Raw genomic sequence first — 26,162 nt, 5'->3', positions numbered from 1 at the left:
GTCAACGGGTGACCGAGAAGGTGGCGACGCTGCTCTGCAGGTCCTGGGCCGCCTGCTGCAGATACTGGACCGCCTCGCTGGTGGCCTTGAGCGCCTCGGTGGTCTGCTGGGTGCTGTCGTTGAGCTGGGTGATCGTCTCGGCGATCTGGCCGGCGCCCACCGCCTGGGACTGCATGCCCTCCAGGACGATATCGAAGCGGGCCGGCAGCTTCTGCACGTCCTCGATCACCTCGGCCAGCTGATCGCTGACGCTGGCCACCTCCTGTACGCTGCGGCGGATCTCCTCGGAAAACTTGTCCATGCCCATGACGCTGGCGGAGACCGCGGAATTCATGTCCTTGAGCATCTGCTCGATGTCGTCGGTGGCCGCGGTGGTCTGGTCGGACAGCCGGCGGATCTCGGTGGCCACCACCGAGAAACCCCGTCCTGCCTCGCCGGCCTTTTCCGCTTCGATCGCGGCGTTGAGCGACAGCAGGTTGGTCTGGTCGGCCACCTTGGTGATGGTGGTCAGCACCTTGTTGATGTGGCTGGACTTCTCCGACAGGGCGGCGAGCTTGGCGTTGATGGAATCGGTAGCGGCCACCATGCGCTGCATGGTGCCATCCATGCTCGCCAGGCTGCTGCGCGCCTGCTCCGCGCCCTGGGTGGTCTCGTCCGCCACCTGCACGGCTTCTTCCATGGTGCGCACCAGGGCGTTGGCGTTGGCGGCGATCTCTCGCGTGGTGCTCAGCACTTCCACGCTGGTCTGCGCCTGCTCGATGCTGGTGGCCTCCTGCTGGCGGGAAGAGGCGGCGATCTCGGTGGTGGAAGAGGTGACCTGGATACCGGCGCGCTGCACCTTGGCGATCATGCCGCGCAGGTCCTCGATCATCTTGCCGAGGCCGCGAGCCAGCTGGCCGATGGCGTCGTCGCCGCTAACCGCGGTCCGCCCGGTGAGGTCACCGGCGGCCGCCTTGTTGACCATCCCGAGCAGGTCGTCGACGTCGGCGCGCAGGCGCTGCATCAGCGTCTGTTCGCGGGCGTGGTCATCCTGGATCTGCTGCGCCATCTGATTGAAGGCCAGGCCCACCTGGGCGAGTTCGTCGCGCCCCTGGACATCCACGCGGGCGCTGCTGTCGCCCGCAGAGATCCGTCCCACCGTATCGGTCAGCCGGCGAACCGAGCGCAACAGATGATGGGACAGCAGCCAGGCGATGAGAGCGGCCAGCAGCACGCAAAGGGCGCCGCCGGCGACCAGGGTCCAGGTCAGCTGGTCGCGCACTTCTTCGGTATGGCCCGCCCGTTGCGCGTACAGGCGCCGCTCCTCATCGGCGATGTTCTGGATCTGCTGACGCAGGGCCCCGACCTGATTGGTCAACATGGTGATCAGGGGCTCGTTGGCCAGCTGCACCGCTGACAGATTACCGGTATCGCGCAGGCGCAGCAGCGGTTCGAAGGTCTGCTGCCGCCAGGTGTCGATATCCGCGGTAAGGCGGGCGAAGCGCTGCTGCTGGTCAGGATTGTCCTGGGTCAGTTGCTGCGGCACGCGCACGGCTGCGGTCAGGGGTGCCAGCGCCTGGCGAGCGAGGTCGGCGTCCGCGGCGGAGCCGGAATACCAGTAGTTGCGCAGCTTGGCTCGGGTCTCGAGCAGATTGTTGTCCAGTGTGGTGACTGACAGCAGCACCTCCGCGGTGTGCCTGTCCCAGCGATTGGCGTCCACCAGGCTCTGCAAGGCGGTATAGGTCAGCCAGAGCAGCAGCACCACCAGGGCTATGATGGCGGCGAAGCCGGCGAAGAGTTTGTTCTGGATGCGAATGTTGTTGAGCATGGGCACCGGCGCAGACGGACAGGGGCGGAGGAAGTGAGCCCGGAGGACCACTCGGGTTGTCCGATAAAAGTAGCACGGTCATGCATTTGTGTGAGTTGCAACGCACTTCAGGGCCAGTGGCCAGCAGGCTCAGGTGCGGGGGAACAGTCTGGAGGAGGAGGGCAGCCTGCCAGTTGTCATCGCGACAGGAAGGCTGCCAGCGGAGGTCAAGTTGCCTCGGCGTCGTTAGCCGCTTCGGAACGGCGGGTGCCATGGCTGTTCTGGCCACCCTTGCGCCCGGCTTCGGACGCGCGCGCCGGGTTGTTGGCGAAGTTGCCGCCGCTCGCCCGTCCGCCCTTTCGACCCGCCTCGGCGGCGCGCTCGCGATTATTGGCGAAGTTGCCTGGATTGCTGCTCTTGTTGGCCATAAGGACTTCTCCCACCTTCAGTTGTTGATCAGTTGAATGCGTGCGCCAAAGGCTAAGCGATTCGGATAATGAGAGTAGGAGTTAATAAGGCGAGTTCGAGCGAGCTGATGGAGGGGTATATTGTTATACGAGAGGAAACTTCAATACAGGCTTTAACTTTAACTTGGTCGTGCTAGAGCTGTTGCTGAGGAAGTTGTATAGGAGTTGTAAAGGAATCTTGTAGGGCAGGAACAATTATCTGGAAAGAGACCTTGTCTGGGCATGAAATCTTTTGAAATATCTTGCTGCAGGGCGCTTGCTCGCTGGAATCCTGTGCGCTCAGGGAGTCAGATGCCCATATCGAACGCTCGTTCTTCAGTTACCAGAAAATTATCTCCTTCGCCGTGGAATTCATCGCCTTTCGATGTTACAAGATAACGCTCTTTCAATACCCGACGAAGAGTGCGGATGGCTTGGCTAGAGCCTGTCGCTTCAAGAAGGTCTGCGAAGATATCTGGATTTCATGACGCGGGTACCAAGAGTTTCTCCGATAAACTTTAACGCGATATCAAGCTTGTCAGCGGCCTGTGAAGAGACGGGTCAGCGCAGCCATACCCTTGCGTTATTCTCTCTTATGTGAGAAAAAATCCCTAAATCGGGAGGTGACCATGCTTGATCGACATCTGGCGGCCAGGCTCAGGGCGCTGCGTCTGGAGCGAGACTTGTCCCTGGAACAGTTGGCCACCCTGAGCGGGGTCAGTCGCGCGACGCTGTCTCGGCTGGAAAACGCCGAGGTCAGCCCGACCACGGCGGTTCTCGGGCAGCTCTGCTCGGCCTACGGCCTGACCCTGACGCGCCTGCTGCACAGCGTGGAAAGTCGCTATCCGGCCCAGGTCCAGCGCCAGGCGCAGCAGATCTGGAGCGACCCCGTGCAGGCCTTCACCCGCCGTTCGGTGTCGCCGCCCGCCCAGGCCCTGGCGGGTGAAGTCATCGAAAGCGAGCTCGGGCCGGGCGCGGACATCCGCTATCAGGCATCGCCCCGCCCAGGCCTCGAACACCATCTGCTATTGCTCGAAGGCGAGTTGCAGCTCTGGATCGAAGAGCAGTCCTACCGCCTGGGTGTCGGCGACTGCCTGCGCTATCGCCTCTGGGGCAGCAGCCGGTTCCTCAGCGGCCCGACGGGCGCCCGTTATCTCCTGTTCATGATTTGAGGTGTGTCCATGAGCGCTTCCCTGCGTATCGAGCAACTCGAGGCTGCAGCCTTCACCCGTCACCTGGATGACTTCCAGCGCCTGCTGGCCGCCTGTGTCGAGCAGGGCGCCAGCATCGGCTTCATCCTGCCGTTAAGCGACACCGTGAACCGGCGTTTCTGGACCGAAGCCGTGGCGCCTGGCCTGACCCGGGGCACTCGGCTGCTGTTCGCCGCGCTCCAGGACGGCCGGGTGGTCGGCAGCGTGCAGCTGATCCTGGATACCCCGGCCAACCAGCCGCACCGCGCCGAGGTGGTCAAGTTGCTGGTGCATCCGGACTGCCGTCGCCAGGGACTGGCCCGCCGGCTGATGCAGGCCGTGGAAGCGGCCGCGCGGGCCGAGGGACGGGAATTGCTGACCCTGGACACCCGCAGCGACGACCATGCCGAGCCGCTCTATCTGTCCCTCGACTATCAGGTGGTCGGCAGGATTCCCGGCTATGCCCTGGATGCCCGTCAACCGGAACGTCGTGACAGCACCACCCTGATGTACAAGACGCTGACCGGCGCGCCCGTTTAAGCTGGGCGCCTTCAGTTAAGGACGCCTATCCGCCATGCCACCTCGCTCCGCTCCCGAACTCTGGCAACTCCTGCGCGCCCAGGCCGAGGCCGGGCGCCGCGACGCCCCGGCTCTGGCCGAAGGTCTGACGCGAGCGCTGCTGCAGCCGGTGGATCTGGCTGCTGCCCTGGTCCGGCGCTGCGCCGCGGCCCTGGCGGAGGATCCAGGGCAGGCCGAGGCCCTCGCCGAACGCTTCGCCGCCCTGCATGCCGAATGGCCGGAATTGACTGCGGCGGCCTGCGCGGACCTGGAAGCGGTGCTGGCGCGGGATCCGGCCTATGCCAGCCTGCTGGAGATCTTTCTGTTCTCCAAGGGCTTCCTGGCGCTGCAGACCCAGCGCCTGAGCCACGCCCTCTGGCGCAACAGCGAGCGGCTGCTGGCCCTGCACCTGCAGGCGCGCTGCAATCGGCTGCTGGCCATCGACATCCATCCGGCCGCCCGGCTGGGCCGCGGCATCATGCTCGATCACGGCACCGGTATCGTCATCGGCGAAACCGCGGTGGTGGAGGACGACGTCTCCATCCTGCAGCAGGTGACCCTGGGGGGCACCGGCAAGGAGCAGGGCGATCGGCATCCCAAGGTGCGTCGCGGGGTGATGATCGGCGCCGGGGTCAAGATCCTCGGCAATCTGGAAATCGGTGAAGGCGCCAAGATCGGCGCCAACAGCGTGGTCCTGCACCCAGTGGCGCCCCATACCACGGTGGTGGGCATTCCCGCCCGCCCGGTGGGGCGTCCGCGCGACGCTCATCCAGCCGAGAGCATGGATCAGTCCTTCGACGGCTGAGCCAGAAAGACCTCGGCCTTGGGATAGCGCTCGCTGTTCAGCGCACTCGCCTGCAGGCCTTCGGCCTGCGCCAGGCTGCGCACGAGTTCGCGGTTGAAAGCGCTGTTGCCCGGATCCGCCAGATACTCGGGCAGCGCCAGCCAGCGGGCGTCCTCGATCTCGTCCGGATCCTGGATGGCGATGTCGGCACTTAGCGGATCGAGGCGGCAGATCACATAGAGATTGGACTTGCCGAAGCGGTAGGGGTGGGTGGTCACCAGGCCGACCACGCTGCGAAAGGCACTGCGGATACCGGTTTCTTCCCAGACTTCGCGCACCACCGCCGGCGCCAGATCTTCGCCCAGTTCGACATGGCCGCCCGGCAGCTTGTAGCCCTGGCTGCCGCGTTCGCGGATCGCCAGCAATTCGCCGCGGTCGTTGAGCACCAGACCGCCTACGCCCAGGCTATGGGTCGGCACGAAGGGCGCGAACGCCGTGGCCGTGCCGCGCCAGACCAGGGTCAGCTCCTGCTCCAGGCAGTTGTGGAAGACGAAGCCGGCGGCGGTGGCGACCCCCACCAGATCGCCGAGGGCCAGGGGCAGGGTCAGCCAGATCAGGTTGCGTCCCTCGCGCCGGGCGCTGTCGAGCAACTCCGCCAGCGCCGGGGCAAAGGCCGAGCGGTCGGTGGGCAGCGAGGCGGCATCGATGATCAGGCCGTTGAAGGCGTCTTGGCGGTACTGCACGGGGTTCACTCCGCAGGGCGTGACGGGATGGGTGTGGAGGGTACGATACCGGCTTCGCTGGGTAGCAGCAGACTGGCGCGCGGGTTGGCGATCTCGATGCCGCGCTCGCGGAAGCGTTCGAGGATGCGGCGATTGAGTTCGCGCTGCACGCCCCAGCGGCCCTTGTCGAGGCAGCGCATCTGGCCGGCGATGGTCACCATGGAGCCGTCGACGGCGTCCACGCCCCAGATCTCCAGATCGGCGAGGATCAGGTCCTTGAAGGCGTCGTCGGCGCGCATGCCGGCGCCGATGTCTTTGAGTTCGGCGATGACGCGCTCGATGTCTTCCTCGTAGCCCACGCTGATGCGCAGGGCGGCGTTACCCAGGCCGCGGTTGATGTTGTTCACCGCCGACACCGAGCTGAAGGGCACGATGTGCAGGGAGCCATCGCCGGCGCGCAGGCGCACGGTACGGATCGACAGGTATTCCACGGTACCCGACACACCGGCCACGGTGACCCAGTCGCCCACCTGCATGGCGTTTTCCAGCAGCAGGAAGATGCCGGTGATGAAGTCCTGCACCAGTTTCTGCGAGCCGAAGCCGAGGGCTACGCCGATGATGCTGGCACTGGCCAGCAGCGGCGTGGTGTTGATGCCCAGCTCGCTCAGGGCGGTCAGGCCGACGATCAGGGCGACCAGGATGAACAGGCCGGTGCGCAGCATGGGCAGCAGGGTGCGCAAGCGGGCGGCGCGCACCGTATCGCCGCTTTCGCTCCAGCGGCTCAGGCGCCGGTTCACGGCGGCGTTGGCGCCTTCCCAGACCACCACGGCGATGATGGCGGCGATGAGGATGGTGAGGAAGGCGGACAGCAGGCTACGACCGATGCTGCCCTCGCCGAACCAGTCCAGCACACTCCAGCCCCAGGACTGGAACAGCGCCAGGGCGGTGATCAGGGTGACGATCACCCCCACCAGCCAGCGCGCCAGCGGATAGTAGCGCTGCAGGTGCAGATCGGTGCCGCGGGTGCCTTCGCTCGCCGCCGGCTGGAACAGCCGACCCAGCAGGCCGAGCAGAAACACCGCCGCCAGGCGCCCGAGGATGACGATGCCGGCGGAAAGCGCGACGAAGTTCATCAGCCGCGGCAGGCCGTTCTCGATGTCCAGGGCCCACATGGTCCAGCCGCCCATGACGAACACCGCGGCGAACACCGCCCAGACCTGACCCAGCCAGGCGCGCAGCACGGCCAGGGCACCACTGCCATCCTGACGCCCGGCGATGCGTGCGGCCACCGGCCGGCGGACATGGAAGATCAGCCCCACCACCAGCAGGTGGGCCAGCAGCGAGACCAGCTTGACGATGGCTTCGCGACCTTCCTCGTTGGCGCCGAGGATGTCCGCGGCCTGGGCCAGCGCCAGGCCGAAGGTGACCAGGGCGACGAAGGCGTGCAGCCAGCGCAGCAGGGTGCAGGCGAGGGACGCCTTGACCCTGAGCAGGCGGATGCCGTGGGCGGCGGGATCGATCAGCAGGCGGATGACGATCAGGGCCAGACGGGTGGTCAGATAGGCACCGAGGAAATCACCGACCAGTTCGCGCTGGTTGGCGTCCGACCCCGCCAGGTAGTGGATCAACAGTGCCGCCGTGGCCCAGAAGGCCAGCAGCGGCAGCACTTCCAGCAACAGCAGCCCCAGGGCGAAGGGCAGATGCCTCAGCGTGGTCCAGTGCTCTTCGCCGCTGGGTCGGGCGGGCCGGGCGGGAGCGGCATCGGCGGGGGTGGCGGTGGGCGCCGGCTCACTGGGCGCGGGCGCGGCGCTGTCGGACGGGGCGATGGGTACCTCTTCGAGCTGATCCACGCCATCGCGCTGGGTCTTGACCAGGGCCACCGCCGGTTCGGCCGGGCGGATGGCGGCCTCTTCGGCAGCGGTTGTCGAGGCTTGCGGCGGCGACTGCTGGGCCTGGCGGCGAGCCCGGCTGTCGGCGTGATCGGCCTGGCGCTGCAGCCGTTGCCGGGGGCTGCGGAGCGCCCGGCGGATCAGCCATTCGAGGAGCAGGCCGGCGGCGAAGAGGGTGGCCAGGGTCCACAGGGCCTGCAGCAGGGCATGACGACCCGCCTCGGAGGTGAAGCTGGCACGCGACCAATCCGGCAAGGCGCGCACCGCCCGCCGCACCTGATTCAGTTCGCTGCCCAGGTTGTCGGCCCAGCGTCCGACGCGACTCAGCGTCTGGGCGATCAGGCCGTTGGCTTCCAGGGGCACCAGCGCCTTTTCCTCGCCCGCCGCCGGGGTGGCGGCCGTGGCTGGCGCAGCGGCGGTCGCCGCGCTTGCCGGCGCCGTATTCGTCCCGACCGTGCTGGCCGGCTGGCTGGCGATGGCCTGCAGGGTCAGGATCAGTTCCTGGCGGCGCTGCGGATCCTGCAGCAGGGCCGCGACCTGGCGCGCCTGCTGGGGATCGAGACCGACCGAAGTCTGGGCAGGGGTTTCGGCGGCGCGCAGGGGCAGCGCCAGGCACAGCAGCAACAGGGCAAGCAGGAAGTTGGGCATGGGGCGACGACAGTCCCGGTGAAGGATCAGGCAGTTAGGACCCACGATCGCCGCCTATGCTCCCTTCAGCCGGCCACGCCTTGACGCTGCAGACGCCGCCAGTCGCCGGGGGTCTGTTCGGTCCAGCGCTTGAACGCGCGCTGGAAGGCGGCGGGGGAGGCGAAACCGAGCAGGTAGGCGATCTCGCCGAAACTGGCCTCGGTGTCGCGGATATAGGCCAGGGCCAGGTCACGGCGGGTCAGGTTGAGCAGAGCGCGGTACTGGGTGCCTTCCTCGGCCAGCTTGCGCCTGAGCGTCCAGGAGGGCAGGCGCAGCCGGCTGGCGATCTGTTCCAAGGTCGGCTCGCCATGCCGTAACAGCGGCCCCATGACCTCGACCACCCGCTCGGTGAGGCCGCGGGTGCGGGTCAGCCGGCCGTGTTCGGCTTCGCTCAACGCCAGCAGCTGGCGCCAGGTGGCCGGGCAGTGCTCGAGCCCGGTCAGGGCCAGGGTCGCGGCATCGAGCAGCAGCGCATTCTCGGCGGCACCGAACTCCACCGGGCAACCGAAGGCGGTCTCGTAGGGCGCGAGATCCGCTGGTGCGGGATATTCGATGAGCACGCGGCGCGGTTGTAGCGCTCGTCCGGCCACCGTGCCCAGCAGTGCCAGCCAGGCGCTGAGCACCGCGTCCACCACAAAGCTGTTGTAGCCGTTGTAGGGACTGATGCTATAGAAGTGCAGCCAGGCGTCGCGGCCCTGGGCCGCATAGCGCGATTGGCCCCGGTAGTTGCGGCCATAGAGCGGCTCCAGCCTGAGCAGCGTCTCGGCGGCGTGGCGCACGTCCGGCGCCTGGCCCACGGTGACGCCGGCGAGACCGAGAAAGGCCGGCCGCATCGCCTGGCCCATGGCCAGGCCTAGCGCCGGATCGCCGGTCAGTTCCAGGGCGGCGTGGCCCAGGCGCATGTAATGGGGAATCGAAAGCCTTCCCCCGGGCTCGGCCAGGCGTGCTGTGGTCAGGCCAAAGCGCGCCAGCAGACCGGCGGCATCGGCGCCCCGCCGGTCGACGGCGGCGGCCAGCGCCAGCACGAAGCCGGTGGAGAGATCGCCCAGGCGCAGCGCCGGCGCGCTCATAGCCGCAGATTGATCAGCTTGCTGCCGGCCTGGGCGGGATCGGTCGCCGACTCGGCATCCGGTGTGAAGCCATGGCTGCCACCGCCCGCCTGCCATTCCCAGAGACGACCGCGCAACTGCACTTCCAGCGCGGCGCGGATGCCAGCGGCGCGCAGGCGCTGGACGTCGAAAGGCGCCGGTGCCGGCGTGGCGCCCGAGGCAAGGGCGGGAATGACCAACAGTTCCACCTGGGGATCGTCGAGCACCCTGGCGCGACCGGTGTCACTGCCTTGAATGACGCCCAGGCGGCCCAGGGGCGTCTCCAGCCGCAGCAGCGGCGGGCTGAGATCGTCGCCGTGTTCCTTGGCCGTCAGCGGTCGCACCAGCGGCTGGCCGAGCACCTTGCCGTCGGGACCGAAGACCAGGGTGACATTGCGCAGCGGGCCGCTGCCCACCTGCAATTCGCCGTCGACCAGGGTCGGGCCGGGCAGGACGATGGAGCCGGCCACCAGGGTGACGCCGTACTGGCGGGCGAGTCCGCCGAAGAGCTGCTGGTAGGCGCTGGCCATGTCCCAGGCCTTCATCCGCAGCAGGCTGTCGGCCAGCCGCCGGTCACCCTCGGCCTGGAACCAGGCACGGGCCACACGCAGCGGATTGCCCAGCAGCAGCCACTGGATGGCTTCGTCGCTACGGGTGGCGGCATAGACCTCGGGTTTCTCGCCCATCAGCGCCAGCGGGGTGCCCAGGTGCTCGGGCAGCACCACGATGGTCTGGGCGCCGATCAAGCCCAGGCGCCGTGCGTTGGCCAGATAGGCATCGAGCTTGAGGCGCAGTCGCTCGGGATTGCCGTAGTCCAGGGCGATCAGTTCGGGCTCGATCCCCAGCAGGTTGCCGGTGGTGGCCGCGGCCGGCGTGGTGGTCAGGTCCACCGCCAGGCTGCTGCGCAGATCCGACAGGTAATGGAAGGCTGGCCGCTGGGCCACCCAGCCCGCCAGCACGGCGAACAGGGCGATCAGCACCAGGAACACGAGCTTGCGCATCGGCACTCCAGAGCGGTCCCGGCCTCCTGGGCCGGGCGAGGTAAAGGTGCTCAGGGTAGGAGACCAGACCGCGACTGCCAAGGGGTGGCTGTGCATTTGGGTAAAGAGGTTGTCATTTGCGGTGATTGAGACCGCGCCGCGCTACTCCTATCGTGGCGCCAGGCTTTCCCAGAAAGGCCAACCACCGGAGACCGCCATGATCGAGCTTGCCCCCCGCAATACCACCCCTTTTAGTAGTTATCCGCATCTGCTCGAACCCCTGCCTGTGGGGTCGATCACCTTGCGCAATCGCGTGGTGATGGGATCCATGCACACCGGGCTGGAAGAGCGGCCGGGCGGTTTCGCGCGGATGGCGGCCTTTTTCGCCGAGCGGGCGCGGGGCGGGGTGGGGCTGATCGTCACCGGTGGCATCGCACCGAACGAAGAGGGGGCGGTGGCCAAGGGCGCGGCCAAGCTGACCACGGCCGAGGAAGCCGAGCACCATCGGCCGGTAACGGACGCGGTGCACGCCGCCGGTGGCCGTATCTGCCTGCAGATCCTGCACGCCGGCCGCTATGCCTATAACCCCCAGCTGGTGGCGCCCTCGGCGCTGCAGGCACCGATCAATCCCTTCACCCCACGCGAACTGGACGAGGCCGAGGTGGAGGGGCAGATCGCCGCCTTCGTCCGCTGCGCCACGCTGGCGCAACAGGCCGGTTACGACGGCGTCGAGGTGATGGGTTCCGAAGGCTACTTCATCAACCAGTTCATCGCCGCGCGGACCAATCACCGCACGGACCGCTGGGGCGGCGATTTCGCCCAGCGCTGCCGCTTGCCGCTGGCCATCGTCAAGGGCATCCGCGCCGCGACCGGTCCGGATTTCCTGATCATCTTCCGGCTCTCGCTGCTGGACCTGGTGGAGCAGGGCAGTACCCCCGACGAATGCCTGCAACTGGCGCTCTGGCTGGAAGACGCCGGGGTCAGCCTGATCAACACCGGCATCGGCTGGCACGAGGCGCGCATCCCCACCATCGCCACCCTGGTGCCACGCGGCGCCTTTGCCGCCGTCACCGCCCAGCTCAAGGGCCGGGTGCGGGTGCCGCTGATCGCCACCAACCGCATCAACACCCCCGAGGTGGCCGAGGCCATCCTCGCCGCCGGCCAGGCCGACCTGGTGTCCATGGCCCGCCCGCTGCTGGCCGATCCGGACTTCGTCGCCAAGGCCGCCGCCGGCCGCGCCGACGAGATCAATACCTGCATCGCCTGCAACCAGGCCTGCCTGGACCATACCTTCGCGGGCAAGCTGACCAGCTGCCTGGTCAATCCGCGCGCCTGCCACGAGACCGAGTTGCAGATCCTGCCCGCCGCCGAGGCCCGCACCTTCGCCGTGGTCGGCGCCGGGCCGGCCGGCCTGGCGGCTGCCTGCACCCTGGCCGAGCGCGGCCACAAGGTGGTGCTGTTCGAAGCCGGCGAGCGCATCGGTGGCCAGTTCAATGTTGCCCGGCGCATTCCCGGCAAGGAAGAATTCGGCGAGACCCTGAGGTATTTCCAGCGTCGCCTGGAGCGCCTGGCGGTGGATGTCCGTCTCAACCAGCGCGTCAGCGCCGCCGAATTGCAGGCCGAGGGCTTCGCCGCGGTGATCCTGGCAACCGGGGTGACGCCGCGGGTGCCGCCTATTCCGGGGGTCGACCATCCCAAGGTGCTGGGCTATCTGGATGTCCTGCTGGAGCGCAAGCCGGTAGGCCGGCGGGTCGCCCTGATCGGCGCCGGCGGCATCGGCTTCGACGTGGCGGATTTCCTGACCCATGGCCATCAGGAGGCGGAGCCCATCACCGCCTTCTACCGCGAGTGGGGCATAGACCCCAGCTTCAGTAGCCGTGGCGGCCTGGCCCCGGCCGCGCCGCCGGCGGTGCCCCGCGAGGTCTGGTTGCTGCAGCGCAAGCCGGGCAAGCCCGGCAAGGGCCTGGGCAAGACCACCGGCTGGATCCACCGCGCGCGCCTCCAGCAGCGTGGCGTCAAGGCGCTCGGCGGGGTGGAATACCTGGGCATCGACGATGCCGGTCTGCACCTGCGCCTGCCCGATGGCGCCGAGCAGGTGCTGGACGTCGACAACGTCGTGCTCTGCGCGGGCCAGGAGTCCTTGCGTGAGCTGGAAGACGAGTTGGTGGGCGCCGGGATGGCGGTGCATCGGGTGGGAGGCGCGGATGTCGCCGCTGAACTCGACGCCAAGCGCGCCATCGATCAGGCCACCCGGCTCGCCGCCGAGCTGTAACTCTTCGTTGCAATCAGGGATGATTTCTGTGATTCACTCCGCATAACATCGGTTCCGGACCGACCCTCGTCCCAATGTCTGGCCTCTCTTCCATCCCGCCGACCAGGATTGGCTAAGCTGCCGTCCTGATGCGTCGGGTGGGGGCCCGACGCTTCGAAGGAGTCGGGCGGAGACGCGGGTCAAGCGCGTCGCCGCCAGAGGTCGCGGGCGGACGCAGGTCCGGTCGCCAATTGGCGAGACGCCGGCCTCGGTATTCATGTGGGATCGACAGAGCACGCGGCGAGAGATGGCAGAGACGTTGAACGAAGAGGCGGTACTGACCCCGGTGGTGCTGGGGTTCGGCGACCAGGGTGTGAATCGCGCCTTGCTGTTTCCCGATTTCCAGGCGCTCTGGCAGGGCGACCAGACGCTGCTCGACTGCGCCGGACGGCGCCATCGCTTCGTCTATCTGCTGCTGGACGACCACCGCCGGGTCAAGGCCGCGGTGTTTTTCCTGCTGGCCTTCGATGCCCAGGGCAAACCGCTGCCGGAATGGGATCTGCCGCTGGTGGAGCTGGCCGAACGCGGCGATGTCGGTCCCGACCTGGGCGCCGGGCCGATCCGCCTGGCCAGCCGCAGCCACTGTCCGATCTCCTGGCACCAGGGCGATCTCTGGGATCCGCGCAGCGAGGCCGAGCACGACGACTGGCAGGCGATCCGCGATTGCCTGGGCCTGGTCGCCCCGCGCGATGGCGAGGTGGAGCTGGCCGGGGAATACCATCCCAGCGCCGCCGATGGCATCGATGTCGAGGCCCGTCTCGAACGGGTTCGCCGTATCCTCGCCCAAGAACACCAAGAGGCGCTGGACAAGCTCATCGCCGGCCAGCGCACCCGGCTGCTGACCCTGACCCGCCAGCACCAGGAAGACCTGGCCCGCCTGCAGCGCGACGCCGACGAAGTGCGCGCCGCCAAGGCCGAGCTGGAGGTGCGCTACGCCGCCCTGGCCCAGCACCTGGAGCAACAGCACGACCTGGCCCGCCAGGAGCGCGAAGAGCTCAACGAACAGATGCGCACCCTGGAGCGCAACGCCCTCTACAAGATCGAGGCGCTGCGCATCCAGTCCGAAGCCGAAAGCGAGGCCCGGGTGGCCGCCGCGGTGGGCGAGCTGAAGAATCAGCTGACCATCCGCGAGGTGGAACTCAAGTACCGCGACGAGCTGGACGGCCAGTTGCAGGAAGACATCCGCCAGCTGCGCGAACGCTGCGCCCAGCTGATCGGCGACAGCAACGAAGGCCAGCTGGAACGCCTGGCGCGACAGGGCATCCTGTTCGTCACCTTCCAGCCGGGGGCGGGTCATCTGATCCTCAGCCGCCAGGACGTCCCGCGCTTCAGCGCCGATCCCCTGGGGTATGTCGCCGAGCACTGCAAGGTCAGCCGCGAGCAATACCAGCGCTGGCTTGAGCATCACCAGCAGCCGGTGTGCCAGGCCGAGGTGGATGGCGAGCGCTGCGGTCGACCGGTGGTGCGGGTGGAGCACCCCGCCCAGTTCGATCCCCTGCGCTCGACGCTGTGCGCCGAGCACCGCGGCGATGACAGCGATGGCGACGTCGCCAATCTCTGATTCGCTGGCTGATGACATTTCCCCCGCCCGCCGTGCTGCAGGAGGTACAGCTGCCCTTCCTGGCCGCTCGGGACCTGCGCCTGGCGGTGCTGCGTCTGGATCAGCGCCCGGCCGCGCATAACGGCAACAAGGGCTACAAGCTGCGGCCCTGGCGCGAACGCCTGGCCCGGGGTGAAGGCCGCGGGCTCATCAGCCTCGGCGGTGCCCACTCCAATCATCTGCATGCGCTGGCCGCCCTGGGCCGCGAGGAAGGCTTCGCCACCGTCGGCCTCCTGCGTGGCGAGCCCTGCCTGACGCCCACCGTCCAGGATCTGCAGGCCAATGGCATGACCCTGCACTGGCTCGGCTATGGTGGCTATCGCCGCCGTCATGCGGCCGACTTCTGGCAGCCCTGGCAGGCTCGCTATCCCGGGTTGCTACCCATTCCCGAAGGCGGCTGCGACGAGCAGGCCGCCGCGGCCTGCACGGCCATCGTCACGGAGCTGCGCCAGGGACTCGTGGCGCTGGGCTGGCCCGATTGCCAGCAACTCTGGCTAGCCGCCGGCACCGGTACCACCCTGGCCGGGGTGATCCGCGCCGCCGATCCTGCCTGGCAGGTGGTGGGTGGTCTGGCGGTGCCACCCGGGCATGGCGTCGAAGCCACTCTCGAGCGGTTGCTCGCGCAGCGCACCGGCGCGAACTGGCGCCTGCTGGACGCCAGCCGCGGCGGCTTCGGCCGCCTCGATGCCGAGCTGGCCCGGGCTATGACGGACTTCCAGGCGCAGACCGGGATCGCCCTGGATCCGCTCTATACCGGCAAGCTCTGGCTGACCCTGCGCCAGGAAATCGCGGGTGGGGCAATGGCATCGGGTAGTCGCCTGGTGCTGATCCACAGCGGTGGCCTCCAGGGCCGCCGCGCGCTGGAGACTCAACTGGCGACGTTGGCCGCCGGCTGAACCGGCCAACCCTCAGGCACCAGGAACAACCGGGCGTCCTCGTCGCCGCGTGCATCGCGCCGCACCAGCAATTGCGGCCAGATCGGCTCGCCGTCCGGCAGGGGCAGGCAGGGCGTGTCGGCCACCGCGGGTGCCAGCCAGTGGCCCTTGGGCAGCACCTCCCAGGGACCCTCCGGCAGTTGCCCGCGCGCGCACCACAGCTGAGGTTGCCGGGGTGGCAGGGCGCCCGCCGGCCAGGGCAGGGGGCGGTCGAGCGGCTGGAACAGATAGCCACCCAGCCATAGCGCGGCCCGCGGCGGGGCGATGTCCAGCGCCGCCAGGCTGGCCCGGGCCAGGGGCGTGGCCGACAGCGGCAACTGGCGCTGGCGCAGATGAGCGAGTTTGCGCGCCAGCTGGTCTTCGCCGCCGGGACCCAGCCAGCGGGGCGCATCCGTTGGGCCTTCGCCCAGGTAGAACTTCACCGCCAGTTCCAGGTGGTGGACGCCCTCGGCGTCTTCCACCAGCAGGTCCAGTTCGCCGAGGGTCCGCTCGCCGTCGCGCAGGGGCAGGTTGGCCGCCCGCAGCCGCAACCCCGGGGCGCGCTCCAGGGCGAATTGCCAGAGTCTTTCGTACTGGCGACCCAGGCGGCGGTCGCTGCCCTGGGCGAGCCAGGCCGCCAGGGCCGCGGGGGCCGCGTCCTGTTGCCGCAGCCAGTCGGCCAGTCGTTCGGGGTGGCTCGCCCAGTCGCTGGCGGCCAGCGGATGACGGGTGTCGGGGGCTTCCAGCAAGGGCGGCGCGACCAGGGTCCAGGCGAGATCGCGCACCTGGGGCTGGCTCAGGCGGCGGGGCAGGGCGTGCAGCTCGGCGAAGGGCGTCATGGTGCCAGCATAGGCCAAGCCGGGTCGCTGCGGATCACCGGCGGCGACCCGTGGTCGGATGAGGGCGGTTTGCCGCTGCGACGGGCTTTCGCCCATACTTTCCGCACTTTCCAGCCAACGGGGCCGCCGGCGCGTCATGGACTCCTTTCGTAACATCGGCATCATCGGTCGACTCGGCAGCACCCAGGTGCTGGACACCATCCGCCGGCTCAAGACCTTTCTGCTGCAACGTGGGCGCAACGTCATCCTGGAAAACACCATTGCCGAGGTCCTGCCCGGGCATGGCCTGCAGACGGTGTCGCGCAAGCTCATGGGCGAGATCTGCGATCTGGTGATCGTGGTCGGTGGCGACGGCAGCCTGCTCGGCGCCGCCCGCGCTCTGGTGCGCCCGCGGGTGCCGGTGCTGGGCATCAACCGCGGCAAGCTGGGCTTCCTTACCGACATTCGCCCCGACGAGCTGGAGACCAAGGTCGCCGAGGTGCTCGACGGTCAGTACCTGATGGAGACGCGCTTCCTGCTGGATGCCTTCGTCGAGCGCGGCGGCGAGATGATCGGCCAGGGCGATGCCCTCAACGACGTGGTGCTGCACCCGGGCAAGTCCACGCGGATGATCGAATTCGAGCTGTATATCGACGGCCAGTTCGTCTGCAGCCAGCGCGCCGACGGTCTGATCGTCGCCACCCCCACCGGCTCCACCGCCTACTCGCTGTCGGCGGGCGGTCCCATCATGCATCCCAAGCTGGATGCCATCGTGGTGGTGCCCATGTATCCCCATACCCTGTCCAGCCGCCCCATCGTGGTGTCGGGCGACAGTACCCTGTCGATCCTGGTGTCGCCGAACATGACGATCTATCCGCAGGTCTCATGTGATGGCCAGAATCATTTCACCTGCGCACCCGGCGATACCGTGACCATTCAGAAGAAGCCCCACAAGCTCAGGCTGATCCATCCGCTGGATCACAATTACTACGAGATCTGCCGGACCAAGCTCGGCTGGGGCAGTCGCCTGGGAGACGACTGATGCCCCGTGGCTACGATCTGATCGGCGATATCCACGGCTGCGCCCATACCCTGGACCTCCTGCTGGAGCGCCTCGACTACCGTCAGGTGGATGGCGTCTGGCAGCACCCCGAGCGCCAGGCGATCTTTCTCGGTGACCTGGTCGATCGCGGCCCGCGTATCCGCGGGTCCCTGCGCCGGGTGCGGGCCATGGTCGACGGCGGTCATGCCCACTGCATCCTCGGCAATCACGAACTCAATGCCCTGGCCTGGCACACCCCGGCGTTTCCGGGTACCGGCCAGACCTGGGTGCGCGAACATACCCCGCGTCATCGCCAGCTGATCCAGGAGACCCTGACCGCCTTCGCCGATCATCCCGGCGAATGGCAGGACCACCTGGGCTGGCTCTACACCCTGCCGCTGTGCAAGGACTTCGGCCATTTCCGCATCGTCCATGCTTGCTGGGATCAGGAGCTGATCGACGAATTCCTCCACCACTATCCGGATGCCTGCATCGACGAGGACTTCGTCCGCCAGTCCATCGTCGGTGGCAGCCTGGCCAGCCGGGTCGCCTCGCGGCTGCTCAATGGCGTCTCGCTGCCCTTGCCTCACGGCCTGCGTCTGACCGGCAGCGATGGCTATGTACGGGCGCGCTTTCGCACCAAGTTCTGGGAGAGCGATCCCCAGACCTATGGCGACGTGGTCTTCCAACCCGATGCCCTGCCGGCGGAAATCGCCTGCGAACCCCTGAGCGACGAGGAAAAGGCCGGGCTGCTCTGCTATGGCGAGGACGAGCCGATGCTGTTCGTCGGTCACTACTGGCGCGACGGCCATCCCGAACCCCTGCGGCCGAACCTCGCCTGCCTGGACTACAGCGCGGTCAAGTACGGCAAGCTGGTGGCCTACCGCCTCGACGACGAGCGCGAGATCGATCCGGGCAAGTTCGTCTGGATCGACGTCCAGCGCGAGGAGGGGCGATGAACCAGCCGCAACCCGTGTTGCGCGTGCCCCTGGGTCGCGACCTGCTGGGCTTCACCCGCCTGCTGCGGCGCCTGCAGATCCGCCACCGGGTGGTGGAAGAGGGCGACAGCCAGGTGCTCTGGGTGCTGGACCCGGCGCGGGTCGAGGAGACCCGCAGCCTCTATGAGCGCTATCCCGACGGCGATCCGCGCGGCGAGGTCCAGGCCCAGCGCGGACCCCGCGGCCTCGGCCTGCTGGCGCAACTCAAGGCCAGTCCGGTCAGCGCCGTCTTTCTCGCCATCACCCTGCTGCTGGGCCTGGTCACCGAACTGGGCGACAACCTGGCGCTGATCCACTACCTGACGCTGCAGGAGTTCCGCCTGATCGACGCCGAGCACATCGCCTTCCTCGATCTCGACGCCAGCCTGGCCCGTGGCGAATGGTGGCGGCTGGTCACCCCGATCTTCCTGCATTTCGGTCTGCTGCACCTGGCGATGAACGCCCTCTGGTACTGGGAACTGGGTCGGCGCATCGAATTCCGCCAGGGCGGCCTGATGCTGCTGCTCCTGACCCTGGTGTTCGCCGCCGGCTCCAACCTGGTGCAGTACGCCTGGACCGGTCCGGCCCTGTTCGGCGGCCTGTCCGGGGTGCTCTATGGGTTGCTCGGCCACTGCTGGCTGTTCCAGTGGCTGGCGCCCAATCCGGCCTATCGCATGCCGCGTGGCGTGGTGGCCATGATGCTGATCTGGCTGGTGATCTGTTTGACCGGCGTCTTCGACCTGCTCGGCTTTGGTTCCATCGCCAATGGCGCCCATGTCGGCGGCCTGGTGCTGGGTTGCCTCACCGGCCTGCTGGGCGGTGGCCTGGCACGCCTGCGGCAGCGCTAGCTAGCGCCGCCGCTTGAGTTCGGGCGAGAGGCTCAGGGCATTGCGATAGCGCCAGCGCCGCTGGCTGCGACGGCGCAACCAGAGCCCAACCAGCAACAGCAGCGCACCGCCGCCCAGGAAGCCCTGGGCGGTCTCGCGGGCCAGGGACAGATAGGGCGCCAGCTGCGGCAACTGGAGCAGCGCGGCGCCGCCCGCCAGCAGCGCCGCAAGGCCAGTCAGCACCGAGAGGGTGCCGAGGCCGGCGGCGAGGGAGGTCAGAAAGGGCCGCCGCAGGCGCAGCGGCGGCGGATCGAAACGGTCTTGCTCGGGCAACTGCATGCTCATACCCCAGGCTTTGTAAGGCCGCCGAGGTTATACGCCTCGGCGGTCCTTGGCGAGCCTGAGAGGCGCGGGCTAGCGCAGCAGCTGCCGGGCGCCCTGCTTGAGCATGTCCCAGCGATTTGGATCGCCACTGGCGATGGAGCCTAAGAAGGCCCGCGCCTGCTCGAAGCTGATGTGCGGCGGCAGCGGCGGCACGCTGGGATCGGTGACGAATTCCAGCACCACCGGGCGATCCGCTTCGAAGGCCTGCTGCCAGGCATCGGCCACCTCGTCCGGACGATGGATGCGCAGACCCTTGAAGCCCAGCAATTCGCCATAGCGAGCGTAGGGGAAGTCCAGCACGTCCTGGGCCGGGGCGAACTTGGGATCCCCGGCCAGGGCGCGTTGCTCCCAGGTCACCTGGTTGAGATCGCCGTTGTTGAGCACCATGACGATAAAGGTCGGATTGCTGAATCTCTTCCAGTACTGCTGCAGGGTCACCAGTTCGGCATTGCCGTTCATCTGCATGGCGCCGTCGCCCACCAGGGCGATCACCGGGCGATCCGGATGGGCGAACTTGGCGGCGATGGCATAGGGAATGCCACAGCCCATGGTCGCCAGCTTGCCCGACAGCGACCCCAGCATCTGCCCGCTCATGCGGATGTCGCGGGCATACCAGTTGGTGTGGGAGCCGCTGTCGCCGCATAGGATGGCGTCCGGCGGCAGCTGGCTGGAGAGTTCGAAGAACACCCGTTGCGGATTGATCGGATCGGCAGGCGCCAGGGCGCGCTGCCTGATGGAGTGCCAGGAGTCGGCCACGCTCTTCTCGATGCGGGCGCGCCACTTGTCGTGGGGCTTGCTCTGCAGCAGCGGCAGCAGGCGCCTCAGGGTCTCGGCGGCATCGCCCAGCAGCGGCTGCTCGATGGGATACCTCATGCTGATGTTGCGCGCATGCAGGTCGATCTGCACCGCCCGCGCCTGGCCTTCCTTGGGCAGGAACTCGGTATAGGGAAAGGTCGAGCCGACGATCAGCAGGGTGTCGCATTCCCGCATCAGCAGATCGCTGGCCTCGGTGCCGAGCAGGCCGATGGAGCCGGTGACATAGGGCAGTTCGTCGGAGAGCACGCCCTTGCCCAGCAGCGCCTTGGCCACCCCGGCGCTGAGCTTCTCGGCCACCGCCATCACCTCGCTGCGCGCCTGCAGGGCGCCGGCGCCCACCAGCAGGGCCACCTTCTTGCCGGCATTGAGGATGTCGGCGGCGGCCTGCAGGTCGTCTTCCTGGGCATAGGGCCGCGGGGGGATGGCACCGGCCCCGGAAAGCACATTGGCGTGCTGGTGCGGCGGACTTTCCATCGCCGGCAGCTGCTGGATATCGTTGGGGATGATCACCGTGGCCACCTGGCGCTCGGCGATGGCCACGCGGAAGGCGCGGTCGATGACATGACGTAGTTGTGCCGGATGCACCACCGTCTCCACGTAGGCGGAAACGTCCTTGAACAGGGTGTGCAGGTCGACCTCCTGCTGGTAGTCGCTGCCCAGTGAAGAGGCGGCCTGCTGGCCGACCAGGGCGACCACCGGCATATGGTCCATCTTGGCGTCATACAGGCCGTTGAGCAGGTGGATGGCCCCGGGCCCGGACGTGGCCAGGCAGACGCCCACCTCGCCGGTGAACTTGGCATGGGCGCAGGCCATGAAGGCGGCCATCTCCTCATGCCGCACCCGCACATAGTCGAACCGGTCGGCCACCCGCCCCAGGGCGCCCATGATGCCGTTGATGCCATCGCCGGGATAACCAAAGATACGCTCGACGTTCCACTGGCCGAGGCGCTCCCAGAGATGGTCGGCTACGGTCTTGCTCATGACGTTCTCCTCGTTGAAGGTCTAGGCTTAGGAAGAAGGGCCCGGACGTTAAGTTCCTGCAGCCAGACCGGGCGCGGGTTAGAATGCGCGGCTGATCATCCGGAGCCTTTCATGAGCGAATCCCGCCTGCGCACCTTGCGCGACCACATCCGCTGGGCCGTCAGCCGCTTCCATGCCGAAGAGCTGTTCTTCGGCCATGGCCACGACAACGCCTGGGACGAGGCCCGCGCCCTGGTGCTGGGCGCCGTACACCTGCCCTGGGACACCGCCGATCGCTACCTGGACTGCGCCCTGGAAGACGACGAGCGCTACGAACTCGGGGTGCTCCTGCACAAGCGCATCCAGGAGCGCGTGCCGACCGCCTATCTACTCGGCGAAGCCTGGTTCTGCGGCCTGCCGTTCACCGTCGACGAGCGGGTGCTGGTGCCGCGTTCGCCCATCGGCGAGCTGATCGAAGCGCAATTCGCCCCCTGGTTGCCGGCAGCGCCAGCGCGCATCCTCGATCTCTGCACCGGCTCGGGCTGCATCGGCATCGCCTGCGCCTATGCCTTCCCGGAGGCCGAGGTGGCCCTGGGCGATCTGTCCTACGACGCCCTCGAAGTGGCCTGGCAGAACATCGAGCGCCACGACCTGGAAGAGCGCGTCTATACCGTCCAGGGCGACGGCTTCGCCGGTCTGCCGGGGCAGCGCTTCGATCTGATCGTCAGCAATCCGCCCTATGTGGATGCCGAGGACTTCGCCGACATGCCGGCCGAATACCAGCACGAACCGGCCTTGGGCCTGGCCTGTGGCGAAGACGGCCTGGATCTGGTGCGGCAGATGCTGGCCGAGGCCGCCGATCACCTCACCGAACAGGGCATCCTGATCGTGGAGGTGGGCAACAGCCAGGTCCACGTCGAGGCGCTCTATCCGGAAGTCGATTTCACCTGGCTCGAATTCGAGCGCGGCGGCCATGGCGTCTTCCTGCTCGCCGCCGCCCAGTGCCGCGAGCACCAGGCGCTGTTCCGCAGCCGCCTGGTCCCCTGATCACCTGCGGCCGCCCGTGGCGACCGCCTTTCTTTACCGAGGTCTACCCGTGTTTACCGAACTCGCTCTGCACGAGCGCCTGCTCAAGGCGCTCGACACCCTGGGCTTCAAGACGCCCACCCCGGTCCAGGCCGCTGCCGTGGGCCCGGCCCTGGAAGGCCATGACCTGCGCGTCACCGCGCGCACCGGCAGCGGCAAGACCGCGGCCTTCCTGCTGCCGCTGCTGGATCGCCTGCTCAAGGATCCCAAGCCGCGCTCCGGCGCCCGTGCTTTGATCCTGCTGCCGACCCGCGAGTTGGCCCAGCAGACCGCCAAGGAAATCGAACGCTTCGGCCAGTTCACCTTTCTCAAGGCCGGCCTGGTGATCGGTGGCGAGGACTTCCGCGTCCAGGCCGCCGGTCTGCGCAAGAATCCGGAAATCCTGGTGGCCACTCCCGGTCGCCTGCTGGAGCAGCGCAACGCCGGCAACGTGGATCTCAAGGACATCGAGATGCTGGTGCTGGACGAAGCCGACCGCATGCTCGACATGGGCTTCTCCGAGGACGTGCTGCAGATCGCCGCCAGTTGCGAGCGTGAAGGCCGCCAGACTCTGCTGTTCTCCGCGACCAGCGGTGGCAACAGCCTGCGTCAGGTGGTCGAACAGGTCCTGCGCGAGCCGCAGAATCTCATGCTGGACCGTACCGGCGAGCTCAACGAAGCCGTGGTGCAGCAGGTGATCCTGGCCGACGAGCCGCCGCACAAGGAGCGCCTGTTGCAGTGGCTGCTGGCCAACGAGACCTATCGCAAGGCCATCGTCTTCACCAACACCAAGGTGCAGGCCGATCGCCTGACCGGTCGCCTGGTGGCCGAGGGCCTCAAGGTCTTCGTGCTGCACGGCGACAAGGACACCAAGGATCGCAAGCTGGCCGTGGAGCGGCTGCAGAGCGGCGCGGTCAAGGTGCTGATCGCCACCGACGTGGCCGCCCGCGGTCTGGACGTGGACGGCCTGGACCTGGTGATCAACTACGACCTGCCGCGCAGTGGCGACGAATACGTCCACCGCATCGGCCGCACCGGGCGTGCTGGCGAGGCCGGCCTGGCGATCTCCTTCGTCACCCATGGCGACTGGAATCTGATGTCCAGCATCGAGCGCTATCTCAAGCTGAGATTCGAACGCCGTCACCTGCCGGGTCTCAAGGCCAGCTACAGCGGTCCGAAAAAGCTCAAGGCCTCGGGCAAGGCGGCGGGCGTGAAGAAGAAAAAGACCGAGGGCAAGAAGGACGGCAAGGCCAAGAGCAAGGCCAAACCCAAGTCCGAGCGCCGCCCCGGCGCCCTGGTGCCGACCTCGGCCGACGGCTTCGCGCCGCCGCGCAAGCGCACCCAGGAGTGATCCCGCGGCGGGCCTGAGGCGCCAACCCGCGGCAATCCCGCGGGGCAGGGCGCCTCAGTGCTTGGCGGCGTTGTCGAACAGCTGGAAGACCGGCGCACGCCGCGTGGGGCGTCGTTGCAGGTCCGGCTGCTGGATCAGCAACCAGGCCTGCAGTTCAGGTTCCGCCATGGGCTTGCCGATCCAGAAGCCCTGGCCCTCGTCGCAACCCATGGCCAGCAGGCTGGCCAGGGCCTCGGCGGTCTCGATGCCCTCGGCGGTGATGCGAAAGCCCAGCTGATGGGACAACTCGATCAGCGAGCTGACGATCAGCCGGTCCTTGGTGCGATGGGTCAGCTCGCGAACGAAGCTGCGGTCGATCTTGATGGTGTCGGCGGGCAACTCGCGCAGGTGCGAGAGGTTGTTGTAGCCGGTACCGAAGTCATCGATGGCGATGCCGATGCCCAGCTCGCGCAGGGCGGCCAGCTGGCGATGGATCAGGCCCACGTCACCCAGCAGGGCATTCTCGGTGACCTCCAGCTCCAGACGCCGGGGATCGACCGGATAGCGCTGCAGCAGGTCGGTGGTGTGCTCGGTGAAGTCCGGATCATTCAGGTCATGGGCGGAGATGTTGATCGCCACCCCCAGGCCCCGGCCTTCGCGTTGCCAGGCATAGGCCTGGCTGATGGCCTTCTGCATCACCCAGCGACTCAAGGCGGTGATGAGCGCGGTCTTTTCCGCCAGCGGAATGAATTCCGCCGGGCTGACCGGACCCAGGTGTGGATGCTGCCAGCGCAACAGCGCCTCGACGCTATGGCAGCGCCCGGTGGCCAGGTCGATGCGCGGCTGGTAGACCAGGCTCAGCTGATCCTCGGCGCGCAGTGCCTGGGGCAGGGCGCTGAGCAGGGCGAAGGCGCGGCGGTAGGCGGCGTCGTGCTGAGGGTCGAAATACCGGCAGCCGCGCATTTCGGCGCGGGCATCGTCGGCGGTGGCGATCAGCGCGCGCAGCCAGTCGGTGGGATGGTCGTCGGTCAGGGACATCACCCCCAGGCCCAGCCGGGTCTGGATGGGAATGCCGTTGTAGTCGAGCACTCCGGTCAATTCCTCCTGCAGGCGTTCGAGCAGCGCCCGCTGCGCGGCCTCGTCGGCATCGTGCAGCAGAAAACCGAAGCGGGCCGGTCCGAGGCGATACAGCGGCTGCTCGGCCGGTAGCAAGCGGCGCAGGTGCTGCTTGATGGCCCGTTGCAGGCCATCGAAATGCGCCTGGCCCATGGCCTTGGTGAAGTCGTTGAGATAGCTCTGGGCGAACAGATCGGCTGCCACCGCCACCACCGGGGTGCCCGCTCGGGCCAGGGCTTCGGCGTCCTCGCTGAAGCGCTGACCATTGGGCAGCTGAGTGACAGGATCCCAGAAGGCCTCGGTGCGCAGCAGTTCGATGTGCTGGCTGGCGAGGGCGGCCAGTTGCTGCAGCGCCACCAGCCGGTCCTGGGGCAGGGCAGCGCGGGGGGCCGCATCGAACAGGCACAGACTGCCGAGCATCAGCCCTTCGGCGGTGCGCAGCGGCGCGCCCAGGTAATAGCGGATGTTCGGCGCCCCCCTCACCACCTGGAGGTCGGCGAAGCGGGCGTCCTCGCGCGCATCCTCGACCTGCAGCGGCAGGGTGGATTCCTGCAGGTGCTGGCAGAACGACTGGGCGCGCGGCACGGTCAGGGGCGCGCAACCCACGGTAGCGCGACAATGGACCTGCTGGCCGTCTAGAAAGCAGATCATTGCATAGGGAACATCGAACAACCGCGCGCAGAGATCGGTGAGATCCTGGAAGGCACGGTCGGCAGGACGGTCGATCAAGGCAAGATCGCGCAGCAGTGCAAGACGCTGGCGTTCGTTGGCCGCAGTGAGTGGAGCAGGCTCCATAGCAACGTCTCGGTGCGCTGTAGTAGCAGATTGCTACTTAGAGCGTGATGGGGTCGAGAGTTCCCTCACCACCCGCCTCACACTCTACCGGTGGTCATTTATCTGTCGAAAGGCTCAGGCCGCGAAGTAGAAAACGGCGAACAGCCCCTCGGGGTCGGTCCACACCCGCACCTGTCTGAAGCCAGCGTCTTCGGCCAGCGCACGAAAGCTCTCCAGGCTGTACTTATAGGAGTTCTCGGTATGCAGGCGCTCGCCTTCCCGGAAGGTGAAGCGGCGGCCTTCGAGACGTACCGTCTGGTCGCGGGTACTGACCAGGTGCATCTCGATACGCGCCTGTTCTTCGTTGAAGAACGCCAGGTGACGGAAGCGCTGCGGATCTAGATCGGTGTCCAGCTCGCGGCGGATGCGTTCGAGCAGGTTGAGATTGAAGTCGGCGGTCACCCCGGCGGCGTCGTTGTAGGCCGCATCCAGTCGCGCCCGGTCCTTGATCAGGTCCACCCCGATCAACAGGCCCCCGGTCGCCGGCAGCATGCGGTGCAGATTGCGCAGGAAAACGCCGGCTTCTTCCGGGGTGAAGTTGCCGATGCTCGAACCGGGAAAGAAAGCGATGGGGCGCAGGCCATCGAGACTGTCGGGCAGGGTCATGGGACGGCTGAAGTCGGCGCAGGCGGCACTGACGTCTAGCCAGGGATAGTCGGCCGCCAGGCGCTGGGTGCTGCTGAGCAGGAATTCCCGGGAGATGTCGATGCCCAGGTAACCTGCCGGATGCATGGCTTCCAACAGCAGGCGCACCTTGCGACTGGCACCGCTGCCAAGTTCGACCAGGGCGGCGTCGCGGCCGGCCAGGCGAGCGATCTCGCCAGCCGCCGTGGCGAGAATGGCCTCTTCGGTACGGGTGGGATAGTACTCGGGCTGCCGGGTGATGGCCTCGAACAGCTCCGAGCCGCGCTGATCGTAGAAGTACTTGGGCGATAGCGCCTTGGGTGTCTGGGCAAGGCCCTGGAGCACATCGTCCCGCAGCGAGCTGTCGGCGACGGTCACCGGTTGCTGATCAAAGAAGCGCACGGCTAGGGCCAT

Annotated in this window: 21 protein-coding genes and 1 pseudogene; 11 read left to right on the top strand and 11 right to left on the bottom strand. The window is 67.6% G+C overall.

Going from position 1 to position 26,162, the window contains the following annotated elements; genetic code table 11:
* Position 1: 1 nt before the first annotated feature.
* Both EC839_RS20330 and EC839_RS20325 read right to left on the bottom strand, forming a co-directional pair.
* Positions 2 to 1,807: a methyl-accepting chemotaxis protein gene (locus tag EC839_RS20330; RefSeq protein ID WP_132833120.1), complete on the bottom strand. Its 1,806-nt coding sequence runs from the start codon at positions 1,805 to 1,807 to the stop codon at positions 2 to 4.
* A 206-nt stretch (positions 1,808 to 2,013) separates the two neighbouring features.
* A pseudogene (locus tag EC839_RS20325) lies at positions 2,014 to 2,190 on the bottom strand (general stress protein); the annotation flags it as partial.
* 671 nt (positions 2,191 to 2,861) lie between these two features.
* Between EC839_RS20325 and EC839_RS20320 the strand changes: the two are divergent.
* The 3 genes from EC839_RS20320 to cysE are packed head-to-tail and all read left to right on the top strand — an operon-like array spanning position 2,862 to position 4,785.
* Positions 2,862 to 3,404 carry a helix-turn-helix domain-containing protein gene (locus EC839_RS20320; protein ID WP_132833118.1) on the top strand — a complete coding sequence of 181 codons (543 nt, stop codon included), beginning with the start codon at positions 2,862 to 2,864 and terminating at the stop codon, positions 3,402 to 3,404.
* A gap of 9 nt (positions 3,405 to 3,413) precedes the next feature.
* Entirely contained in the window at positions 3,414 to 3,962 is a 549-nt protein-coding gene (locus EC839_RS20315) for a GNAT family N-acetyltransferase (RefSeq protein ID WP_132833117.1), read from the top strand.
* A 34-nt stretch (positions 3,963 to 3,996) separates the two neighbouring features.
* A complete protein-coding gene (gene cysE, locus EC839_RS20310; RefSeq protein WP_132833116.1) occupies positions 3,997 to 4,785 on the top strand; it encodes a serine O-acetyltransferase in 789 nt (262 codons plus the stop codon).
* Here the strand turns inward: cysE and EC839_RS20305 are convergent.
* From EC839_RS20305 to EC839_RS20290, 4 genes are all read right to left on the bottom strand, one after another.
* Positions 4,767 to 5,507 (bottom strand): NUDIX domain-containing protein, encoded by a 741-nt coding sequence (locus tag EC839_RS20305; protein WP_132833115.1) that lies wholly within the window; start codon positions 5,505 to 5,507, stop codon positions 4,767 to 4,769. The genes cysE and EC839_RS20305 overlap by 19 nt on opposite strands.
* 5 nt (positions 5,508 to 5,512) lie before the next feature.
* The gene (locus EC839_RS20300; protein WP_132833114.1) at positions 5,513 to 8,023 is read right to left on the bottom strand and encodes a mechanosensitive ion channel domain-containing protein; all 2,511 of its coding nucleotides are present in this window, start codon (positions 8,021 to 8,023) and stop codon (positions 5,513 to 5,515) included.
* A 65-nt stretch (positions 8,024 to 8,088) separates the two neighbouring features.
* Positions 8,089 to 9,132 (bottom strand): AraC family transcriptional regulator, encoded by a 1,044-nt coding sequence (locus EC839_RS20295; protein ID WP_132833113.1) that lies wholly within the window; start codon positions 9,130 to 9,132, stop codon positions 8,089 to 8,091.
* Entirely contained in the window at positions 9,129 to 10,151 is a 1,023-nt protein-coding gene (locus EC839_RS20290; RefSeq protein ID WP_132833112.1) for a hypothetical protein, read from the bottom strand. The genes EC839_RS20295 and EC839_RS20290 overlap by 4 nt, the downstream gene beginning before the upstream one ends.
* 196 nt (positions 10,152 to 10,347) lie before the next feature.
* Between EC839_RS20290 and EC839_RS20285 the strand changes: the two genes are divergently transcribed.
* The 3 genes from EC839_RS20285 to EC839_RS20275 all read left to right on the top strand — a co-directional run bounded on the left by EC839_RS20285 (position 10,348) and on the right by EC839_RS20275 (position 14,937).
* On the top strand, positions 10,348 to 12,402 hold the full coding sequence (locus EC839_RS20285) for an NADPH-dependent 2,4-dienoyl-CoA reductase (protein ID WP_132833111.1): 2,055 nt from the start codon (positions 10,348 to 10,350) through the stop codon (positions 12,400 to 12,402).
* Positions 12,403 to 12,688: 286 nt separating this feature from the next.
* Positions 12,689 to 14,002 carry a chromosome partitioning protein ParA gene (locus tag EC839_RS20280; protein ID WP_177416774.1) on the top strand — a complete coding sequence of 438 codons (1,314 nt, stop codon included), beginning with the start codon at positions 12,689 to 12,691 and terminating at the stop codon, positions 14,000 to 14,002.
* Between the two features lie 11 nt (positions 14,003 to 14,013).
* Positions 14,014 to 14,937 carry a 1-aminocyclopropane-1-carboxylate deaminase/D-cysteine desulfhydrase gene (locus EC839_RS20275; protein ID WP_132833110.1) on the top strand — a complete coding sequence of 308 codons (924 nt, stop codon included), beginning with the start codon at positions 14,014 to 14,016 and terminating at the stop codon, positions 14,935 to 14,937.
* On the opposite strand, the gene EC839_RS20270 is transcribed toward EC839_RS20275, so the two are convergent.
* Entirely contained in the window at positions 14,910 to 15,890 is a 981-nt protein-coding gene (locus EC839_RS20270) for a DUF1853 family protein (RefSeq protein WP_132833109.1), read from the bottom strand. The two genes, EC839_RS20275 and EC839_RS20270, sit on opposite strands and share 28 nt — an antisense overlap.
* A gap of 40 nt (positions 15,891 to 15,930) precedes the next feature.
* On the opposite strand from EC839_RS20270, the gene EC839_RS20265 reads away from it, so the two are divergent.
* Genes EC839_RS20265 through EC839_RS20255 form a run of 3 tightly spaced genes read left to right on the top strand, consistent with a single transcriptional unit; the run spans position 15,931 to position 18,640 of the window.
* Entirely contained in the window at positions 15,931 to 16,815 is an 885-nt protein-coding gene (locus tag EC839_RS20265) for an NAD(+) kinase (protein WP_007158929.1), read from the top strand.
* Entirely contained in the window at positions 16,815 to 17,774 is a 960-nt protein-coding gene (locus EC839_RS20260) for a metallophosphoesterase (RefSeq protein WP_132833108.1), read from the top strand. The genes EC839_RS20265 and EC839_RS20260 overlap by 1 nt, the downstream gene beginning before the upstream one ends.
* Positions 17,771 to 18,640: a rhomboid family intramembrane serine protease gene (locus EC839_RS20255; protein ID WP_132833107.1), complete on the top strand. Its 870-nt coding sequence runs from the start codon at positions 17,771 to 17,773 to the stop codon at positions 18,638 to 18,640. The genes EC839_RS20260 and EC839_RS20255 overlap by 4 nt, the downstream gene beginning before the upstream one ends.
* Here EC839_RS20255 and EC839_RS20250 read toward each other — a convergent pair whose 3' ends face one another.
* Positions 18,641 to 18,958: a hypothetical protein gene (locus EC839_RS20250; protein ID WP_256681092.1), complete on the bottom strand. Its 318-nt coding sequence runs from the start codon at positions 18,956 to 18,958 to the stop codon at positions 18,641 to 18,643. It lies immediately after the preceding gene.
* A 75-nt stretch (positions 18,959 to 19,033) separates the two neighbouring features.
* On the bottom strand, positions 19,034 to 20,800 hold the full coding sequence (locus tag EC839_RS20245; protein WP_132833106.1) for a thiamine pyrophosphate-requiring protein: 1,767 nt from the start codon (positions 20,798 to 20,800) through the stop codon (positions 19,034 to 19,036).
* A gap of 111 nt (positions 20,801 to 20,911) precedes the next feature.
* Between EC839_RS20245 and prmB the strand changes: the two genes are divergently transcribed.
* Together prmB and EC839_RS20235 are read left to right on the top strand one after the other, a co-directional pair.
* Entirely contained in the window at positions 20,912 to 21,826 is a 915-nt protein-coding gene (gene prmB, locus EC839_RS20240; protein ID WP_132833105.1) for a 50S ribosomal protein L3 N(5)-glutamine methyltransferase, read from the top strand.
* Between the two features lie 49 nt (positions 21,827 to 21,875).
* The gene (locus tag EC839_RS20235; RefSeq protein ID WP_132833104.1) at positions 21,876 to 23,195 is read left to right on the top strand and encodes a DEAD/DEAH box helicase; all 1,320 of its coding nucleotides are present in this window, start codon (positions 21,876 to 21,878) and stop codon (positions 23,193 to 23,195) included.
* Between the two features lie 54 nt (positions 23,196 to 23,249).
* Here the strand turns inward: EC839_RS20235 and EC839_RS20230 are convergent, their stop codons facing one another.
* Both EC839_RS20230 and egtD read right to left on the bottom strand, forming a co-directional pair.
* Positions 23,250 to 25,085 (bottom strand): bifunctional diguanylate cyclase/phosphodiesterase, encoded by a 1,836-nt coding sequence (locus tag EC839_RS20230; RefSeq protein ID WP_132833103.1) that lies wholly within the window; start codon positions 25,083 to 25,085, stop codon positions 23,250 to 23,252.
* A gap of 114 nt (positions 25,086 to 25,199) precedes the next feature.
* Complete coding sequence (gene egtD / locus EC839_RS20225) at positions 25,200 to 26,162, bottom strand: L-histidine N(alpha)-methyltransferase (protein ID WP_132833102.1); 963 nt, start codon at positions 26,160 to 26,162, stop codon at positions 25,200 to 25,202.

It is taken from the genome of Pseudomonas sp. JUb52, from assembly GCF_004341115.1.
Lineage (GTDB): Bacteria > Pseudomonadota > Gammaproteobacteria > Pseudomonadales > Pseudomonadaceae > Chryseomonas > Chryseomonas oryzihabitans.
The sequence above is the reverse complement of the archived record's forward strand: the minus strand, read 5'-3'. Positions and strand labels throughout refer to the sequence as shown.